The 17145-nt window shown below is 62.8% G+C and carries 17 protein-coding genes; 9 read left to right on the top strand and 8 right to left on the bottom strand.

Annotated elements, in window-relative coordinates; all coding sequences use genetic code 11:
- Positions 1-74 precede the first annotated feature (74 nt).
- The 3 genes from CGX12_RS01785 (at position 75) to tsaB (ending at position 3729) form a co-directional block, all read left to right on the top strand.
- Complete coding sequence (locus tag CGX12_RS01785) at positions 75-1049, top strand: AraC family transcriptional regulator (RefSeq protein WP_094038185.1); 975 nt, start codon at positions 75-77, stop codon at positions 1047-1049.
- A 71-nt stretch (positions 1050-1120) separates the two neighbouring features.
- Positions 1121-3040: a DNA repair helicase YoaA gene (yoaA, locus tag CGX12_RS01790; protein ID WP_094038186.1), complete on the top strand. Its 1920-nt coding sequence runs from the start codon at positions 1121-1123 to the stop codon at positions 3038-3040.
- Between the two features lie 8 nt (positions 3041-3048).
- On the top strand, positions 3049-3729 hold the full coding sequence (tsaB, locus tag CGX12_RS01795) for a tRNA (adenosine(37)-N6)-threonylcarbamoyltransferase complex dimerization subunit type 1 TsaB (protein ID WP_094038187.1): 681 nt from the start codon (positions 3049-3051) through the stop codon (positions 3727-3729).
- Between the two features lie 20 nt (positions 3730-3749).
- On the opposite strand, the gene CGX12_RS19795 is transcribed toward tsaB, so the two are convergent.
- Entirely contained in the window at positions 3750-3905 is a 156-nt protein-coding gene (locus tag CGX12_RS19795) for a hypothetical protein (protein WP_176441978.1), read from the bottom strand.
- Between the two features lie 109 nt (positions 3906-4014).
- On the opposite strand from CGX12_RS19795, the gene fadD reads away from it, so the two are divergent.
- Together fadD and rnd are read left to right on the top strand one after the other, a co-directional pair.
- The gene (fadD, locus tag CGX12_RS01800) at positions 4015-5724 is read left to right on the top strand and encodes a long-chain-fatty-acid--CoA ligase FadD (RefSeq protein ID WP_094038188.1); all 1710 of its coding nucleotides are present in this window, start codon (positions 4015-4017) and stop codon (positions 5722-5724) included.
- Positions 5725-5829: 105 nt separating this feature from the next.
- Positions 5830-6927 (top strand): ribonuclease D, encoded by a 1098-nt coding sequence (gene rnd / locus CGX12_RS01805; protein WP_094038189.1) that lies wholly within the window; start codon positions 5830-5832, stop codon positions 6925-6927.
- A gap of 36 nt (positions 6928-6963) precedes the next feature.
- On the opposite strand, the gene minE is transcribed toward rnd, so the two are convergent.
- The 3 genes from minE to minC are packed head-to-tail and all read right to left on the bottom strand — an operon-like array spanning position 6964 to position 8769.
- Positions 6964-7257: a cell division topological specificity factor MinE gene (minE, locus tag CGX12_RS01810; RefSeq protein ID WP_094038190.1), complete on the bottom strand. Its 294-nt coding sequence runs from the start codon at positions 7255-7257 to the stop codon at positions 6964-6966.
- Between the two features lie 3 nt (positions 7258-7260).
- Complete coding sequence (gene minD / locus CGX12_RS01815) at positions 7261-8073, bottom strand: septum site-determining protein MinD (protein ID WP_094038191.1); 813 nt, start codon at positions 8071-8073, stop codon at positions 7261-7263.
- A 24-nt stretch (positions 8074-8097) separates the two neighbouring features.
- Complete coding sequence (gene minC / locus CGX12_RS01820; RefSeq protein WP_094038192.1) at positions 8098-8769, bottom strand: septum site-determining protein MinC; 672 nt, start codon at positions 8767-8769, stop codon at positions 8098-8100.
- A 105-nt stretch (positions 8770-8874) separates the two neighbouring features.
- Here minC and CGX12_RS01825 point away from each other — a divergent pair, with 105 nt between their 5' ends.
- The 3 genes from CGX12_RS01825 to CGX12_RS01835 are packed head-to-tail and all read left to right on the top strand — an operon-like array spanning position 8875 to position 10288.
- The gene (locus CGX12_RS01825) at positions 8875-9156 is read left to right on the top strand and encodes a YcgL domain-containing protein (RefSeq protein WP_094038193.1); all 282 of its coding nucleotides are present in this window, start codon (positions 8875-8877) and stop codon (positions 9154-9156) included.
- Positions 9157-9187: 31 nt separating this feature from the next.
- Positions 9188-9850 carry a fumarylacetoacetate hydrolase family protein gene (locus CGX12_RS01830; protein ID WP_094038194.1) on the top strand — a complete coding sequence of 221 codons (663 nt, stop codon included), beginning with the start codon at positions 9188-9190 and terminating at the stop codon, positions 9848-9850.
- Between the two features lie 3 nt (positions 9851-9853).
- A complete protein-coding gene (locus CGX12_RS01835; RefSeq protein WP_094038195.1) occupies positions 9854-10288 on the top strand; it encodes a YcgN family cysteine cluster protein in 435 nt (144 codons plus the stop codon).
- Between the two features lie 39 nt (positions 10289-10327).
- Here CGX12_RS01835 and dsbB read toward each other — a convergent pair whose 3' ends face one another.
- Positions 10328-10849 (bottom strand): disulfide bond formation protein DsbB, encoded by a 522-nt coding sequence (dsbB, locus tag CGX12_RS01840; RefSeq protein ID WP_094038196.1) that lies wholly within the window; start codon positions 10847-10849, stop codon positions 10328-10330.
- Positions 10850-10973: 124 nt separating this feature from the next.
- Between dsbB and fadR the strand changes: the two genes are divergently transcribed.
- Entirely contained in the window at positions 10974-11690 is a 717-nt protein-coding gene (fadR, locus tag CGX12_RS01845; RefSeq protein ID WP_094038197.1) for a fatty acid metabolism transcriptional regulator FadR, read from the top strand.
- Between the two features lie 33 nt (positions 11691-11723).
- Here fadR and CGX12_RS01850 read toward each other — a convergent pair whose 3' ends face one another.
- From CGX12_RS01850 to CGX12_RS01860, 3 genes are read right to left on the bottom strand one after another with little or no spacing between them, the layout of a single operon-like run.
- A complete protein-coding gene (locus CGX12_RS01850) occupies positions 11724-13247 on the bottom strand; it encodes a SpoVR family protein (RefSeq protein WP_094038235.1) in 1524 nt (507 codons plus the stop codon).
- A gap of 7 nt (positions 13248-13254) precedes the next feature.
- A complete protein-coding gene (locus tag CGX12_RS01855) occupies positions 13255-14523 on the bottom strand; it encodes a YeaH/YhbH family protein (RefSeq protein ID WP_094038198.1) in 1269 nt (422 codons plus the stop codon).
- A 22-nt stretch (positions 14524-14545) separates the two neighbouring features.
- Positions 14546-16468 (bottom strand): PrkA family serine protein kinase, encoded by a 1923-nt coding sequence (locus CGX12_RS01860; protein ID WP_094038236.1) that lies wholly within the window; start codon positions 16466-16468, stop codon positions 14546-14548.
- Positions 16469-17145 lie beyond the last annotated feature (677 nt).

The raw sequence follows: 17145 nt of genomic DNA on the forward strand, positions 1-17145 counted from the left end.
GCGCGGGGCACCGCCTGAACAATGCGCGGGGCGCCGGGACTTTTGCCCGATCCGCCGACCCTTCGGAGCCGTCCATGGATCCCATTTCCGACATAGTGCAGGGCCTGCACCTGAGTGGCGGCCTCTTTCTCGATGCGCAATTCGGCGCGCCCTGGTGCGTCGTCGCCCGGGTCGGGCCGGAGGACTGCCATCCGTTTTCCGCCACGCCCCGCCATCTCATCGCCTACCACTACGTGACCGAGGGCCAGTTGCAACTGCAGCTGGCCGGCCAGGCGCCGGTCAGCCTGAGTCGCGGCCACCTGGTGCTGTTGCCCCACAACGACGAGCACCGCCTGGGCAGCGACCTGACGCTGCCGGCGGTGGGGGTCGACGGCCTGATCCGGCCGGCTGGGGAAGGGCAGAGCCTGCCCTCCATCCGCTACGGGGGGGAGGGGCCCCGGGCCCGGATCCTCTGCGGCTTTCTCGGCTGCGATGGGCCGGGGGATCCCTTGCTGCCGCTGCTGCCGGGGGCGCTGCTGCTCAGGGTGGCGGACGCGGCCACCGGGGACTGGATCGAGAGTTCCCTGCAGTTCGCCGCCCGGCAACTGGCGAGCGGCCGGCTGGAGTCCCCGGCGATGCTGGCCCGGCTGGCGGAACTGCTGTTTATCGAGGCGATCAACGGCTGGCTGCGGGCACAGCCGACGACTTCCCAAGGGTGGCTGGCGGGCTTGCGGGATCCCGTGGTCGGACGGGCGCTGGGGTTGCTGCATGGCCGCCCGGGCCAGCGCTGGACCACGACGCTGCTGGCGCGGGAGGCGGGGTTGTCGCGCTCGGCCTTTGCCGAACGGTTCCGGACGCTGCTGGGCGAGCCGCCGATGACCTACCTGGCCCGCTGGCGGATGCAGGGGGCGGCCCGGCAACTGGCGGAATCCGCCTTGCCCCTGTCCCGCATTGCCCTCGAGGCGGGCTACGACTCCGAGGCGGCCTTCAACCGGGCTTTCAAGCGTGTCTTCGGGCTGCCGCCGGCGACCTGGCGCCGGCGGCAGCAAAGCGAAGACCCGGCGCCCTGAAGCCGCCGGAGCCTGCCCGTCGCGGCGCTATTTTGCTATCATCGGTTTTTTGCCAGCGGATACAGCTTGCCGTGGACGATCAGAACAGTTCAACGCTTTTTGCCGAGCAGGGCCCCCTGGCCCGGGCCATCGACGGTTTTACCCCCAGGGCGGCTCAGGTGGCCATGGCGGCGGCGGTGGCCCGGGCGCTGGACGACCAGGTTCCCCTGGTCGTCGAAGCGGGCACCGGCACCGGCAAGACCTACGCCTACCTGGCGCCGGTGCTGGCGGCGGGCAAGAAGGTGGTGCTCAGCACCGGTTCGCGCAACCTGCAGGAGCAGCTGTTCCACCGGGATCTGCCGACCCTGGTCGGGGCCATGGCCTACCATCATCCGGTGGCCCTGCTCAAGGGGCGGGCCAACTACCTCTGCCTGGAGCGGCTGGCGCTGTTGAACGATGCCGTGCCCGGGCTGTCGCCCGAGGGCCTGGCGGATCTGCAAAAGGTCAGGCGCTTCGCCCCGCTGACCACCAGCGGCGACGTGGGTGACATTCCGGGCCTGCCCGAACGCAGCGAGATACTGCCGCTCATCACCAGCACCAACGACAACTGCCTGGGGCGCGACTGCGGCCATTACCAGGACTGCCACCTGGTCAAGGCCAGGGCCAGGGCGATGGAGGCCCAGGTGGTGGTGGTCAACCATCATCTGTTCTTCGCCGACATGGCGGTACGGGACACCGGCTTCGGCCAGCTGATCCCCGACGCCGAGGCCTATATCCTGGACGAGGCCCACCAGTTGCCGGAGATCGCCGGCCAGTACTTCGGCCAGAGCCAGTCCAGCCGCCAGTTCGTGGAACTGGCGCGGGATCTGCGCCTGGCCCAGAAGGTGGAGGCCAGGGACATGGCGCAGCTGGGCAAGGCCGCGGATCAACTGGAGCGCAGCGCCCAGGATCTGCGACTCGCTTTCGGGCTGGAGGCGGGCCGCGGCCAGCTGAGGCCCATGCTGGCCCGTCCCGCCGTGGCCCAGGCGCTGGCGCGTCTTCGGGAAAGCCTGGAATTCTGCTACGAGGTGCTCAAGCTCGGCCTGGGGCGGGGCGAGCAGCTCGACCAGTGCTTCGAGCGGCTGATCGGCCTGCGCACCCAGCTGGAGTCGCTGACCCGGGTCGAGGAAAACGGCTATTCCTACTGGTTCGACTGCAGCCGGCTGCACGTCAGCCTGCACAAGACGCCGCTGTCGGTGGCGGAGCGCTTTGCCGCCGAGCTGGCCAAGGAGGGCGTGAGCTGGGTCTTCACCTCCGCCACCCTGGCGGTGGGCGACAGTTTCGCCCACTTTTGCGCCGATCTCGGGCTCGAACGCTGCCGCACCTTGCAATTGGACAGCCCTTTTGATTACCCTCGCCAGTCCCGTCTGTGCGTGCCCCGCTACCTGCCCGAGACCAACGGGCCCGGCCGCGGCCGGGTGTTGGCCAACACCCTGGTCGACACCCTGGCCCGGGTGCCGGGGGGCAGCTTCTTCCTCTGCACCAGCTACCAGGTGATGAACGAGGTGGCCGAGGTGCTGCGCGCCCGGCTCGACCGTACCGTGCTGGTACAGGGGGAGGACAACAAGGTGCGGCTGCTGGAGCAGTTCGGCCAGGACGGCCGGGCGGTGCTGGTGGCCACCGGCAGCTTCTGGGAAGGCATAGACGTGCGCGGCGACGCCCTGCAGTGCGTGGTGATCGACAAGCTGCCCTTCAGCGCGCCGGACGATCCCCTGCTCAGCGCCCGGCTGGAGGATTGCCGGCGGCGGGGCGAGGACGGCTTCGCCCGGGTCCAGTTGCCCAAGGCCATCATCACCCTCAAGCAGGGGGTGGGGCGGTTGATCCGGGACGTGCAGGACAGGGGCGTGCTGGTGATCACCGACGGACGCCTGGTCAACCGGGCCTACGGCGCCGACTTTATCAGGAGCCTGCCGGCCATGCCGCGTACCCGCTCCCTGGAGCGGGTGGCCGAATTTCTATCAACCTTGGAGTAACAGACAGCATGACCCGACTACTGGCCATCGACACCGCCACCGAAGCCTGCTCCGCCGCCCTCTGGCTGCAGGGCGAGGTGCTTTGCCGCTATCAGGTTGCCCCCCGGGGGCATACGGATCTGATCCTGCCGATGGTGAGCGAACTGCTGGCCGACGCCGGGATCACGCTCGGCCAGCTCGACGGCCTGGCCTTCGGCCGGGGACCGGGCTCCTTTACCGGGGTGCGCATCACCTTAGGGATCGCCCAGGGCCTGGCTTTCGGCGCCGACTTGCCGTTGCTTGGGGTTTCCAACCTGCAGGCCCTGGCCCAGGGCGCACACCGGCAGAGCGGGTGCGAACGGGCGCTGGCCGCCATCGATGCCCGCATGGGAGAGGTTTACGTCGGCGGTTTTCGCCTGCACCAGGGCGTCATGGTGGTCGAGGAGGAAGAGCAGGTACTGGCCCCGGCCGACTACCTGGCCGGCACCCCTTCGTCCTGGGAGCAGGGTGCCGGCAGCGGCTTTGTCACCTATCCTGAACTGGCAGCACGGGTCGGGCAGCGGTGCGAGGCGGTGCCCTTTCCCGAGGCGCGGGACATGCTGCCCCGGGCGCTGCAGGCATTGCAGGCCGGGGAGGGGGTTGCCGCCGCCGACGCCCGGCCCGTCTATCTGAGGGACAAGGTGACCTGGCAGAAACTGCCCGGCCGCTGACAGGAGCCAGGGTGGCAAACTTACCAGAACCGCAGCAGGAGGAGCAGGAAGGATCCCTGCTGCTTTATCCGCAACGCCCCTTCCACCGGACGCTGCTGTACCGCCGGCGCCGGCAGCGCCAGCAGCGGCGCCAGATCCGGCATTGGCATCACCGGCGCCGCTGACGTTGGTTTCATCACATCCTTGTTAAAATTTCGTTGTTTTTGTTGCGCTGTGCGGGTAACTTTTAGAGCTAAAGCTTTAAACTGTTGATTTAAAGTCACCCCCCTGTCGCAGGAGACTGATATGGAACAGATCCCGTCCGGCGTCCAGCCGGCGCCCTTATCCGACAAACCCTGGCTGCGCCGCTACCCGGAGGATGTGCCCGCCGAGATAGACGCGGATCGCTTCGCCTCCCTGGTGGAGATGTTCGAGCAGAGCGTCGCGGCCCACGCCGACAAGCCGGCCTACACCAACTTCGGCCAGACCCTCTGTTACCGGGAGCTGGACCGGTTGTCCCGGGACTTCGCCGCCTACCTGCAGCAGGGGCTGGGGCTGGCGCCCGGCGAGCGCATCGCGCTGATGATGCCCAACCTGCTGCAGTATCCGGTCTGCCTGTTCGGTGCCCTGCGCGCCGGCCTGGTGGTGGTCAACGTCAACCCGCTTTACACCGCCCGCGAGCTCGAGCACCAGCTGCGGGATTCCGGCGCTCGCGCCATCGTCATCGTGGAGAACTTCGCCCATACCCTGGACAAGGCCATCAGGCAGACGGCGGTGGAGCGGGTGATCCTGACCCGGATGGGCGATCACCTGGGGCTGGTGAAGGGCACCTTGCTGAACTTTGTGGTCAGGCACATCAAGAAGATGGTGCCCCGCCACCATCTGCCGGCCTGGGTCGGCTACCAGGAGGCCATGGCCAGGGGACGGGCCATGGACTACCGCCGGCCCGAGCTGTCCGGCGACAGCCTGGCCTTTCTGCAGTACACCGGCGGCACCACCGGCCTGTCCAAGGGGGCCATGCTCAGCCACCGCAACATGCTGGCCAACGTGGAGCAGTGCCTGGGGGTCTATGGCCCCGTGCTGGACGAGGGCAAGGAGCGGGTGGTCACCGCCCTGCCGCTCTACCATGTGTTCGCGCTCACGGTAAACGGCCTGCTGTTTCTGCGCCTGGGTGCCCAGAACCTGCTGATCACCAATCCGCGGGACATTCCCGGCTTCGTCAAGACGCTCAAGGGTTTCGATTTCACCTGCCTGACCGGGGTCAATACCCTGTTCAACGCCCTGGTGAACAACCCGGACTTCCAGGGCCACGACTTCGGCAGCCTGAAGCTGACCATCGGCGGCGGTATGTCGGTGCAGCGGGCGGTGGCCGAGCAGTGGCAGGCGATCACCGGCAGCAAGCTGCTGGAGGGCTACGGCCTGACCGAATGCTCGCCGCTGGTGACCGTCTGCCCCTACGACATGGACGGTTACAACGGCTCCATCGGCCTGCCGGTGTGCTCCACCGAGGTGCGGCTGGTGGACGAGGAGGGCGAGGTCATCACCCTGAGCCAGACTCCGGGCGAGATGGAGGTGAGAGGGCCCCAGGTGATGAGTGGCTACTGGGGGCAGAGCGGGGCCGACGACTCGACTTTCCACGACGGCTGGCTGCGCACCGGCGACATCGCCACCATGGACGAGCAGGGCTTCCTGAAGATAGTGGATCGCAAGAAGGACATGATACTGGTGTCGGGCTTCAACGTCTTCCCCAACGAGATCGAGGACGTGGCCATGCTGCACCAGGCGGTACTGGAGGCGGCGGCGGTGGGCGTGCCCCACAAGGAGACCGGCGAGATGGTCAAGCTGGTGGTGGTGAAAAAGCCGGGCGGCGAGCTGGACGAAAAAGCGCTGATCAGGCACTGCCGGCAACATCTCACTGCCTATAAGGTGCCTAAGGTGATAGAATTTCGCGACGAATTGCCCAAAACCAATGTCGGCAAGATATTGCGCCGGGAACTGAGGGACAGGGCTGCCTGAGCGGCAACCCCGGGCGCCCGATAACCATCCCGGCGGCGCCCGGCGGAGCTGGCCCGTGCGTTTCGGCGCCCAGCCCGGATTCTGTCTTGCCGTAATCGAGCACCCATGACCTATACAGTGATCACCGATAACCAGACCCTGGCCGACTTCTGCGCCACCGACGCCACCCTGCTGGCGGTGGATACCGAGTTCGTCCGTACCCGTACCTTCTACGCCAAGCCCGGCCTCTACCAGTTGCACGATGGTCGCCGCACCGCCCTGATCGACCCGCTGGCGGTGGCCGATCTCTCGCCCTTGTGGCGGCTGCTGCACGATCCGGGCCGGATCTGCCTGCTGCACGCCGGCGGCGAGGATCTGGAGCTGTTCCAGCACCAGAGTGGCGCCCTGCCGGCCCGGGTGCACGATACCCAGCTGGCGGCGGCCTTCCTCGGACTCGGTGCCCAGCTCGGTTTTGCCGCCCTGGTCGAGCAGTTGCTGGGTGTCAGCCTGGACAAGGCCCATGCCCGCACCGACTGGCTGGCCCGTCCCCTGTCGGCCGAGCAATTGCGCTACGCCGCCGACGATGTCATCTACCTCTACCCGCTGTACGAGCGGCTGTGGCAGCAGCTTGAGCAGAAAGGCTTTACCGCCTGGTTCGAGCAGGAATGCGAGTGGACGGTGAAGCGGCGCAGCGTCAGCACCCCGCCGGAGCTGGCCTACCTGGACATCAAGAATGCCTGGACCCTGGACCGGCAGGCCCTGGGCGTACTGCAGCGCCTTTGCCAGTGGCGGCTGCTCGAGGCCCGGCGGCGGGATCTGGCGGTGAACTTCGTGGTCAAGGAGGCCCACCTGGTGCAGGTGGCTGAGCGGGCGCCGCGTTCCCTGTCCGATCTCAACCGGCTGGGACTGGAGCCGATGGAGATCAAGCGTCACGGCGATACCCTGCTGGCGCTGGTGCAGGAAGCGCTGGCCAGCCCCGACAGCTGGCCCGAGCCGGTCAGGCGGCTGGTGGATTATCCGGGGTACAAGGGCGAACTCAAGCGCATCAAGGGACTGGTCGAGCAGGCGGGGGAAGATGCCGGCGTGCCGGCGGAGCTGATCGCGTCCAAGCGGCTGATCCACCAGTACCTGAGCTGGAAGTGGCGGCTGGAAGAAGCCGAAGACGTCATCCCGGCACTGTTGCAGGGCTGGCGCGGCGAGCTGCTGGGCGCCCGGCTCCGGTAGAATAAGAAAAGGGGGCGCCTGGGCGCCCCTTGTCCTTTACAGGCTGGCCTTGTCTTTGTCCTTATCCTTGTCTTCCGGCTCGGGCAGCATGATGTTCAGCTCCAGCACCGACAGGTTATCCCCTTTCTGATCGAGCTGGACCGAGATCTGATCGAGATCGATGTCCACGTATTTACGGATAACGTCCAATATATCCTGTTTCAACTGCGGCAGATAATCCGGGGTATCCCGCTGGCTACGTTCGTGGGCAACAATGATCTGCAGGCGCTCTTTGGCGATCTTGGCGCTGTTCTGGGGCTTTCTTGAACGAAAATAGTCCAGTAGAGACATAGGTTAACTCCCAAAAAGTCGGCTGAAAAATCCCTTCTTTTCCTCCTCGAGGAAGCGGAAGGCGCGTTCTTCGCCCAGCAGGCGGGCCACGGTGTCCGCATAGGCCTGGCCGGCATCGGATTCTTCGTCCAGGATCACCGGCTCGCCGGCGTTGGAGGCCTTGAGCACCGCCGGGGACTCGGGGATCACGCCCAGCAGCGGGATGGCGAGGATCTCCTGCACGTCCTGCACGCTCAGCATGTCGCCCCGGCTGACCCGTTCGGGAGAGTAGCGGGTCAGCAGCAGGTGCTCCTTGATGGGCTCCATGCCTTTCTCGGCGCGGCGGGACTTGGAGGACAGGATACCCAGGATGCGATCGGAATCCCGTACCGAGGACACCTCCGGGTTGGTGGTGACGATGGCTTCGTCGGCGAAATAGAGTGACATCAGGGCACCGGTTTCGATGCCGGCGGGGGAGTCGCAGATGATGTAGTCGAAATCCATGGCCGCCAGGTCGTTGAGCACCTTCTCGACCCCGTCCCGGGTCAGGGCGTCCTTGTCCCGGGTCTGGGAGGCCGGCAGTATGTAGAGCTGCTCTACCCGCTTGTCGCGGATCAGGGCCTGGTTGAGGTTGGCGTCGCCATTGATGACGTTGACGAAGTCATACACCACCCGCCGTTCGCAGCCCATGATGAGATCCAGGTTGCGCAGACCGATATCGAAATCGATCACTACCGTCTTGTGGCCCAGTTTGGCCAGTCCGGTGCTGATGGCTGCGCTGGAGGTGGTTTTACCCACGCCTCCCTTACCTGATGTGACGACGATAATTCGTGCCATAGTGTGTTCCTAAAAGTCGTAAAATTAGAGTCTGTCGAACTTTAACTGTTCGCCCGCCAGGGAAATACTGACTGCCTGTTCCCAGTTGGCACCTTGCAAGCCATCGCTCAGCTGGTAATGACCGGCGATGGAGATCAGTTCCGCCATCAGCTGCTGGCAATAGATGCGGGCCGATTCGTTGCCCTTGGCGCCGGCCACCGCCCGCCCGCGCAAGGGGCCATAGATATGGATGCTGTCATCGGCGATCACCTCGGCCCCGTTGCCGACCGCGCCCAGTATTACCAGGGAGCCGTTGGGGGCGTAGACCTGCTGGCCGGAGCGCACCGGTCCACGGTGCACCTTGGTGCCGGGCTGGTTGAGCAGGGCGGCGGGCACTTCCTGCACCGGCACCTTGCCGGTGGTCATGACCGCCAGCCCCGCGTCCCTTACCGCGGCCCGGGTGTGGTCGTCCTTGATGCCGCTGACCCCGACCGGGACCAGGTCAAGCTCCCTGATGGCGCCGGCCAGGGCGTTGAAGTCGGGTGTTTGCGAGAGTTTTTCGATATTGATGACTAAAGGTGCGGCTCGGAAGAACTCCGGCGCCTGTGCGATTTTTTCAGCCAATTGCTGTTTTACCCGCTGAATATCGCTATCGGTAATATGGGCTACCGACAGGGTAAAGCTACTGCCTTTTAATTCGATGCCACGCTCCGCCATTTGCGGCTTTCCCCCGAGGATGCAATCCTTTTTGTTATTGGTCGTGCTGATGTTATAGTTTGCCATCTTCACTGGCAATAAACCCGACGGATTATAGCAATTTCCATGTTGTGTGTAGTGTATAAAAGCCCGAAAAAGGCGGAGACCTATCTTTTCGTCGAGCGGCGCGACGACTTTTCGCGTGTGCCGGCCGCCTTGCTGGATACTTTCGGCACCCCGCAGTTGGCGATGATCGTCAACCTGGCCACCAAGACCCGGCTGGGCCAGGCGGATATCGACAAGGTCAGGCTGGCGCTGCGCACCCAGGGATATTATCTGCAGTTGCCGCCGCCGCCCGACGATCTGCTGAAGGCCCACCTGGCCGCCCGGGGCAAGTCCCCGGCCTGACCCTCCCGCGTGCACCAAACAGGAGCCTCTTATGTACCAACATCTCGATTTGCAGGGCCACCCGCTGCCTTATGCGGTGGGCAAGGTGGTCTGCGTGGGCCGCAGCTACAAGGAGCACGCGGCGGAGCTGAACAACCCGGTGCCGGAACAGCCCTTGTTGTTCATCAAGCCCTCCACCAGTCTGGTGGGGCTGGAGGCGCCGCTGCTGCTGCCCCGTGGCCAGGGGGCGGTGCATCACGAGCTGGAAGTGGCCCTGCTGATCGGACGCCGGCTGTGCCACACCGAGCCGGGGCACGCCCTGGAGGCGGTGGCCGGCGTCGGCCTGGCGCTGGATCTGACCCTGCGCGAGGTGCAGGAGCAGCTCAAGGCCAAGGGCCATCCCTGGGAGCGGGCCAAGGCCTTCGATGGCAGTTGCCCCATCAGTCCCTTCGCCCTGCCCGAGGTGCTGGATGATTTACAGCACCTCAAGTTCTCACTGGCGGTGAACGGCCAGGAGCGCCAATCCGGCAATACCGCCCTGATGCTCTGGTCCATCGGCGAACTGCTGGCGGAGATGAGCCGCTGCTTCACCCTCAACCCCGGCGACGTGGTGCTGACCGGCACGCCCAAGGGCGTGGCCGAACTCAGGCCCAATGACCGGCTCGAGCTGCAGCTCGACGGCCAGTATCGTTTCGAAGCAAGGGTGGCAGGCTAGGTGATGCAGTCCGATTTCTGGCATAGCAAGCGGCTCGACGAAATGAGCGAGCAGGAATGGGAAGCCCTGTGCGACGGCTGCGGCAAGTGCTGTCTCAACAAGCTGATTGACGAAGACACCGATGAGCTGGTGCACACCAACGTGGCCTGCGAACTGCTCAATACCCACAGCTGCGCCTGCAGCGACTACGCCAACCGTTTCGCCCGGGTACCGGACTGCCTGAAGATCACCCGGGACAAGCTGGCCGACTATTACTGGCTGCCGTCCACCTGTGCCTACCGCCTGCTGGCGGAGGGCAAGTCACTGCCGTCCTGGCATCCGCTGCGCACCGGCTCCAAGAGCGCCATGCACAAGGCAGGCCAGTCGGTGCGGGGCAAGGTGGTGCTCGAATCCCAGGCCGGCGACTGGGAAGATCATATCATTACCTGGGCCAGTTGACCGGCTACCGTGAAGTGTGAGGCGCATCTGCCTCACGCCTCACGCCTCACGCCTCACGCCTCGCCTCAACGCACCGACCAGCCGTACGACGATAAAGAAGGCCGCCAGGCCCGCCAGCAGCGCGAAAATCCCCATCAGCCACTGGGGCATGCTCCAGCCCAGCCAGGACCAGTCCACGTCGGCGCAATCTCCGGTGGGGTGGAACAGTGCCGGCATCCAGCGGTCCAGCGGGGCCCAGGCGGGAAATTCGGCGAAGCTGGAGCACTGGTTGAAGGGGGAGGGGTTGAGCTGGTAACCCACGTGCTCTTCCGCCAGCAGATATCCCTTGGCGGACGCCGCCAGCCAGCCCGGCAGGGCGAGGTTGCCCGGCATCCCCTGGGGCGCCAGCCAGCCCAGCAGGCCGGCGAGGATGACACCGACCAACGCGGCGCGCTGATAGACGCACATGACGCAGGGGTGGTAGCCCTGCACATACTGGAAGAACAGCGCGATCAGCAGCAGCAGGGCGGCGCCGGCGGTGAGCAGGGCCCAGGCAAAACGGGAACGGGAGAAGGCGTACAAGTTCGGATCCTCATGGTCTCGGGTCGGCGGCGTGTCCGGGTGGTTGCGCTTGTGAGAAACTGGTCTGCCCTGTTATCATCACTGTCAGTCTTGCCTGCCTTAACAAATTTAACAGAGTGGTTGCATGGTCATAAAGGCACAAAGCCCAGCCAGTTTTGCGGAAGAATATATCATAGAGTCTATCTGGAACAGTCGATTTCCGCCGGGCTCCATCCTGCCTGCCGAACGGGAGCTGTCCGAATTGATCGGCGTTACCCGAACCACCCTGCGCGAGGTGCTGCAGCGGCTGGCCCGGGACGGCTGGCTGACCATACAGCACGGCAAGCCGACCCGGGTCAACAATTTCTGGGAAACCTCCGGCCTGAACATCCTGGAGACCCTGGCCCGGCTGGACGAGGACAAGGTGCCCGAGCTTATCGAGCAACTCCTTTCCGCCCGTACCCATATCAGCAGCATCTTTATCCGCGGTGCGGTCAAGAATGCCCCCCAGCGGGTCATCGCCCTCGCCGGTGAACTCGAGCAACTGGCGGACGAAGGCGAGGCGTTCGCCCGCTTCGATTACGAGCTGCACCACCAGTTGGCCTTCGCCTCCGGCAATCCCATCTATGCCTTGATCCTCAATGGTTTCAAGGGGCTCTATTGCCGGGTGGGGCGTTACTACTTCTCCCGTCCGGCGGCCCGGGCCCTGGCTGCCGATTACTATCGCACCCTGGCCCGGCTTGCCGCCGAGGGCAGGGTGGAGGAAGTAGCCGAGGTGGTCAGGGAATACGGCAAGGCCTCGGGGCGGTTGTGGCACGAGATGCGCGAGCACATGCCCGACAGCCTGGTGCAGCAAAAATAAACAACAACGCCTCCCTGTGGAGGCGTTGTTGTTTCAGATGGCGGAAGGGGATTTGTCCGGGCAACGGCCGACGATGGTGGCGCCGCCGTCCGGCTCCTCCTGCTCCAGTATGACGTCGAATCCCCACAGCCGGTGCACATGCTTGAGCACCTCATGGCGCGATTCCGCCAGCGGGATGCGGTTGTGGGGCACATGGCGCAGGGTGAGGGAGCGGTCGCCCTTGACCTCGACGTTGTATACCTGCAGGTTGGGCTCCAGGTTGGACAGGTTGTACTGGTTCGACAGGGTCTGGCGCAGCTGGCGGTAACCCAGTTCGTCGTGGATGGCGGAAATCTCCAGGTAGTTGCGGGTGTCGTCGTCGGCGACCGCGAACAAGTGAAAGTCGCGCATCACCTTGGGCGAGAGGAACTGACTGATAAAGCTCTCGTCCTTGAAGTTTTCCATGGCAAAGTGCAGGGTCTTGACCCAGTCGCTGCCGGCGATGTCCGGGAACCAGGCCCTGTCTTCCTCGGTCGGCCGTTCGCAGATCCGGCGCAGATCCTGGAACATGGCGAAACCCAGGGCATAGGGGTTGATGCCGGAATAATAGCGGCTGTTGTAGGGCGGCTGGAAGATCACGTTGGTATGACTGTGCAGCACCTCCATCATGAAACGGTCGGTGACCAGGCCTTCGTCGTACATGTGCTGGGTGATGGTGTAGTGCCAGAAGGTGGCCCAGCCCTCGTTCATCACCTGGGTCTGCTTCTGGGGATAGAAGTACTGGCTGATCTTGCGCACTATGCGCACCACCTCCCGCTGCCAGGGCTCGAGCAGGGGGGCGTGTTTCTCGATAAAGTAGAGGATGTTCTCTTCCGGCTCTGCCGGATAACGCCGTTTCTTTTCTTTCTTGGCGTCGTCCATGCGCGGCAGGGTCCGCCACAGCTCGTTGACCTGGGTCTGCAGGTAGGCTTCCCTGGCCTTTTGCCGACGACGCTCTTCCGCCAATGACAGCTTCTGGGGGCGCTTGTAGCGGTCCACCCCGTAGTTCATCAGGGCATGGCAGCTGTCGAGGATGGCCTCCACCTCGGTCACCCCGTACTTTTCCTCGCACTCGTTGATGTAGTTTTTGGCAAACAGCAGGTAGTCGATGATCGACTCGGCATCGGTCCAGGTCTTGAACAGGTAGTTGTTCTTGAAGAAGGAGTTGTGGCCGTAGCAGGCGTGGGCCATCACCAGGGCCTGCATCGGCATGGTGTTTTCCTCCATCAGGTAGGCGATGCAGGGGTTGGAGTTGATCACGATCTCGTAGGCCAGCCCCATCTGGCCACGCTTGTAATTCTGCTCGGTCTGGATGAATTTCTTGCCGTAGGACCAGTGGTGGTAGCCGATGGGCATGCCGATGCTGGAGTAGGCGTCCATCATCTGCTCGCCGGTGATGATCTCTATCTGGTTGGGATAGGTATCGAGGCCGTAACCGGCGGCGATACGGGCGATCTCCCGATGATAGCTCTCGAGCAGATCGAAGGTCCAGTCGGGGCCGTCACTCAGCGGCCGGGTTTTCGCGATTGCTTCTGCCATGGTCACCTCACGCCGCTTGTTTCTTGAACAGTTCCCGGAACACGGGGTAGATGTCTTCCACCGACCGAATGTGCTCCATGGCGAAATTGGAATAGCTGCGCGCTATGCTCTCGTATTCGTGCCACAGGGTCTGGTGGGCCCGGTTGGTGATCTCGATATAGGCGTAGTAGCGTACAAAGGGCATGATGTCGTTGTTCAGCAGTTGCCGGCACAGGGGTGAATCATCGGCCCAGTTGTCGCCGTCGGAGGCTTGTGCCGCGTAGATGTTCCATTGATCCGCCGGATAGCGTTCCTGCATCACGTCCTTCATCATCTGCAGGGCACTGGAGACGATGGTGCCGCCGGTTTCCTGGGAGTAGAAAAACTCCTGCTCGTCCACCTCCTTGGCCTGGGTATGGTGGCGGATGAACACCACGTCGACATTCTTGTAGGTACGGGTCAGGAAGAGGTAGAGCAGCAGGTAAAAGCGCTTGGCCATGTCCTTGGTGGCCTGGTCCATGGAGCCGGACACGTCCATCAGGCAGAACATCACCGCCTGGGTGGAGGGGATGGGGCGCTTGATAAAGTTGTTGAAGCGCAGATCGAAGGTGTCGATAAAGGGCACCGCCGCGATACGCCGCTTGAGCTCGAGTATTTCCTCCTCGATGTCCTGGATGCGGGCATAGTTTTCCGCCGGACGCTTGCCGAGCTCGGCCAGCTCCTGCTCCAGCTCGGCCACCGTGGTCTTCTTGCCGGCCTGCAGGGCGGTGCGCCGGGCCAGGGACTGGCGCAGGGAGCGGACGATGTTGATGTTGGCCGGCACCCCGTCCGAGGTGTAGCCGGCGCGGAAGGTTTTCATTTCGCTGATTTTGTTGAGCTTGTTTTTCTCCAGGTTGGGCAGCTCCAGGCCGTCGAACAGCAGGTCAAGGTATTCATCCTTGGAGATCTCGAACACGAAATCGTCTTCTCCGTCACCCTGGTTGCTGGCCTCGCCCTGGCCTCCGCCCTTGCCTCCGCCGCCGAGGGGCCTTTCAACCCGGTCACCGGTGATGAACTGGTCGTTGCCCGGGTGGACCTGCTCCCGTTTGCCGCCCTTGCCCTGATGAAAGAAGGGCTCGGAGATATCACGGGTGGGAATGGAGACACTCTCGCCCTTGTCGATATCCTGAATGCTGCGTTTCAGTACCGCATCCGATACCGCCTTTTTGAGTTGTTGTTTGTAGCGGCGGATAAAGCGCTGCCGGTTGACAGCGCTCTTGTTGCGGCCATTTAGTCGTCTGTCGATAAAATGCGCCATACACTCCCCCAAAATCCTTCCGTCAGGTTGATTTACGCACCCGCAGGTACCACTCGGACAGCAGCCGCACCTGCTTGCGGGTGTAGCCTTTTTCCATCATGCGGGCGACGAAGTCGTCGTGTTTCTTCTGCTCCTCGGCACTGGTCTTGGCGTTGAAGGAGATGACCGGCAGCAGCTCTTCGGTATTGGAGAACATCTTCTTCTCGATAACGGTCCTGAGCTTCTCGTAGCTGGTCCAGTTGGGGTTCTTGCCGGCGTTGTTGGCCCGGGCCCGCAGCACGAAGTTGACGATTTCGTTGCGGAAGTCCTTGGGGTTGCTGATGCCCGCCGGCTTCTCGATTTTTTCCAGCTCGGCATTGAGCGCGGACCGGTCGAACAGCTGCCCGGTTTCCGGATCCCGGTATTCCTGGTCCTGGATCCAGAAATCCGCGTAGGTGACGTAACGGTCGAAGATATTCTGGCCGTACTCGGAGTAGGACTCCAGATAGGCGGTCTGGATTTCCTTGCCGATGAACTCGACGTATTTGGGGATCAGGTAACCCTTGATGAACTCCAGATAACGGTCGTGCACTTCCTGCGGGAACTGCTCCCGCTCGATCTGCTGTTCGAGCACATAGAACAGGTGCACCGGGTTGGCCGCCACTTCCGCATGGTCGAAGTTGAATACCCGGGACAGGATCTTGAACGCGAAGCGGGTGGACAGCCCGGTCATGCCTTCGTCCACGCCCGCGTAATCCCGGTATTCCTGGTAGGACTTGGCCTTGGGATCCGTGTCCTTCAGGCTTTCGCCGTCGTAGACCCGCATCTTGGAATAGATGCTGGAGTTTTCCGGCTCCTTGAGACGGGACAGCACGGTAAACTGGCCCAGGGTTTCGAGGGTGCCGGGCGCGCACTTGGCCCGGGCGAGCTCGCTGTTGGTCAGCAGTTTCTTGTAGATCTCCACTTCTTCGGTGACCCGCAGGCAGTAGGGTACCTTGACGATATAGACCCGATCGAGGAAGGCTTCGTTGTTCTTGTTGTGTTTGAAGTGCTGCCACTCCGATTCGTTGGAGTGGGCCAGGATGATGCCCTCGAAGGGGAGGGCGGACAGCCCCTCGGTACTGTTGTAGTTGCCTTCCTGGGTGGCGGTGAGCAGGGGGTGCAGCACCTTGATCGGTGCCTTGAACATTTCCACGAATTCCATCATGCCCTGGTTCGCCCGGCACAGGGCGCCGGAGTAGGAGTAGGCGTCGGCATCGTTCTGGGCGTAATGCTCAAGCTTGCGGATATCCACCTTGCCCACCAGGGCGGAGATGTCCTGGTTGTTGTCGTCGCCAGGCTCTGTCTTGGCGATGGCGATCTGGTCGAGCACCGAGGGATAGACCTTCTCGACCCGGAAGCGGGTGATGTCGCCGCCGTATTCGTGCAGGCGCTTGACCGCCCAGGGCGACATGATGGGCCTGAGGTAGCGGCGCGGGATACCGTATTCCTGCTCCAGTATGGGGCCGTCTTCTTCCGTGTCGAACAGGCAGAAGGGATGGTCGTTGACCGGCGAGTCCTTGAGCCGGTAGATGGGCACCTTCTGCATCAGTGACTTGAGGCATTCGGCCAGGGAGGACTTGCCGCCCCCCACGGGACCCAGCAGGTACAGGATTTGCTTCTTCTCTTCCAGCCCCTGGGCGGCGTGTTTCAGGTAGGAAACGATCTGCTCGATGCTGTCTTCCATGCCGTAGAAGTCGGCAAAGGCCGGGTAGCGGGCGATGACCCGGTTTGAGAACAGCCGGCTGAACCTCGGCACCTGGGCGGTGTCGATCATTTCCGGCTCGCCGATGGCCATTAGCAGCCGTTCGGCGGCGGAAGCGTAGCACGCCTTGTCTTCCCGGCACATGTCCAGGAACTCCTGCAGGCTGTACTCTTCTTCCTTGGCCTTTTCATAGCGCGTTTGGTAGTGCTCGAAGATACCCATGATATTGTCCCCCATAAATCCCGGCTCCGACATCTTGCGTTATTGCATTAAGAAGAAAGAGCCTTGCGCACACATCTTTCAGTCCTTTATTGAAAGGTTAGACAGGATTGCGCCAATACGCTTGTGTAACGCTCAGAAAAATCGAAGATTTTGCGAAACAGCTCCCAATTGGGGGGTTGTCTCACTTGAATCTAGTTTTGCGGCTCGGATGGCCGCAAGCAAGATGAAGCCGAGACGGGGGAGGGGGAGGGTGAAACGTCAACAGGGAATAACCTTTACGTTAGCGTAACCAAGCTGTTCGTTTGCTGCTCAGTTAAACGGTTTGTGATTTTTTTACGTTGACTTCACAATTGCGCCCGGTTAGATTGAAAGGGCATCAAGGTCTAGCCAATTGCTCCAGCCTAAATTCAGCAACTTGTTAGGTATGATGCGTAGCTCTGTTTAAGCACGTTTCCGTTTGTTTGACCCTCGCTTGCGAGGGTTTTCTTTTTTGTTATAAAACCACAAGTCTGATATTACGTTTACGTAAACGAACTTTGATTGCTGCCATCAAATTCAAATTTTTTGAATTTGTTGTGCGTTAATTTCCGATTTCTCCCGCCCCTACCTTGCCCTAAAGTGACCCCATCCGCTGAGCATGGCAGCCTGTTATGACAGCAAGATGTTAGTTCAGCACG

The sequence above is a fragment of the Zobellella denitrificans genome (assembly GCF_002237365.1).
Classification (GTDB): domain Bacteria; phylum Pseudomonadota; class Gammaproteobacteria; order Enterobacterales; family Aeromonadaceae; genus Oceanimonas; species Oceanimonas denitrificans.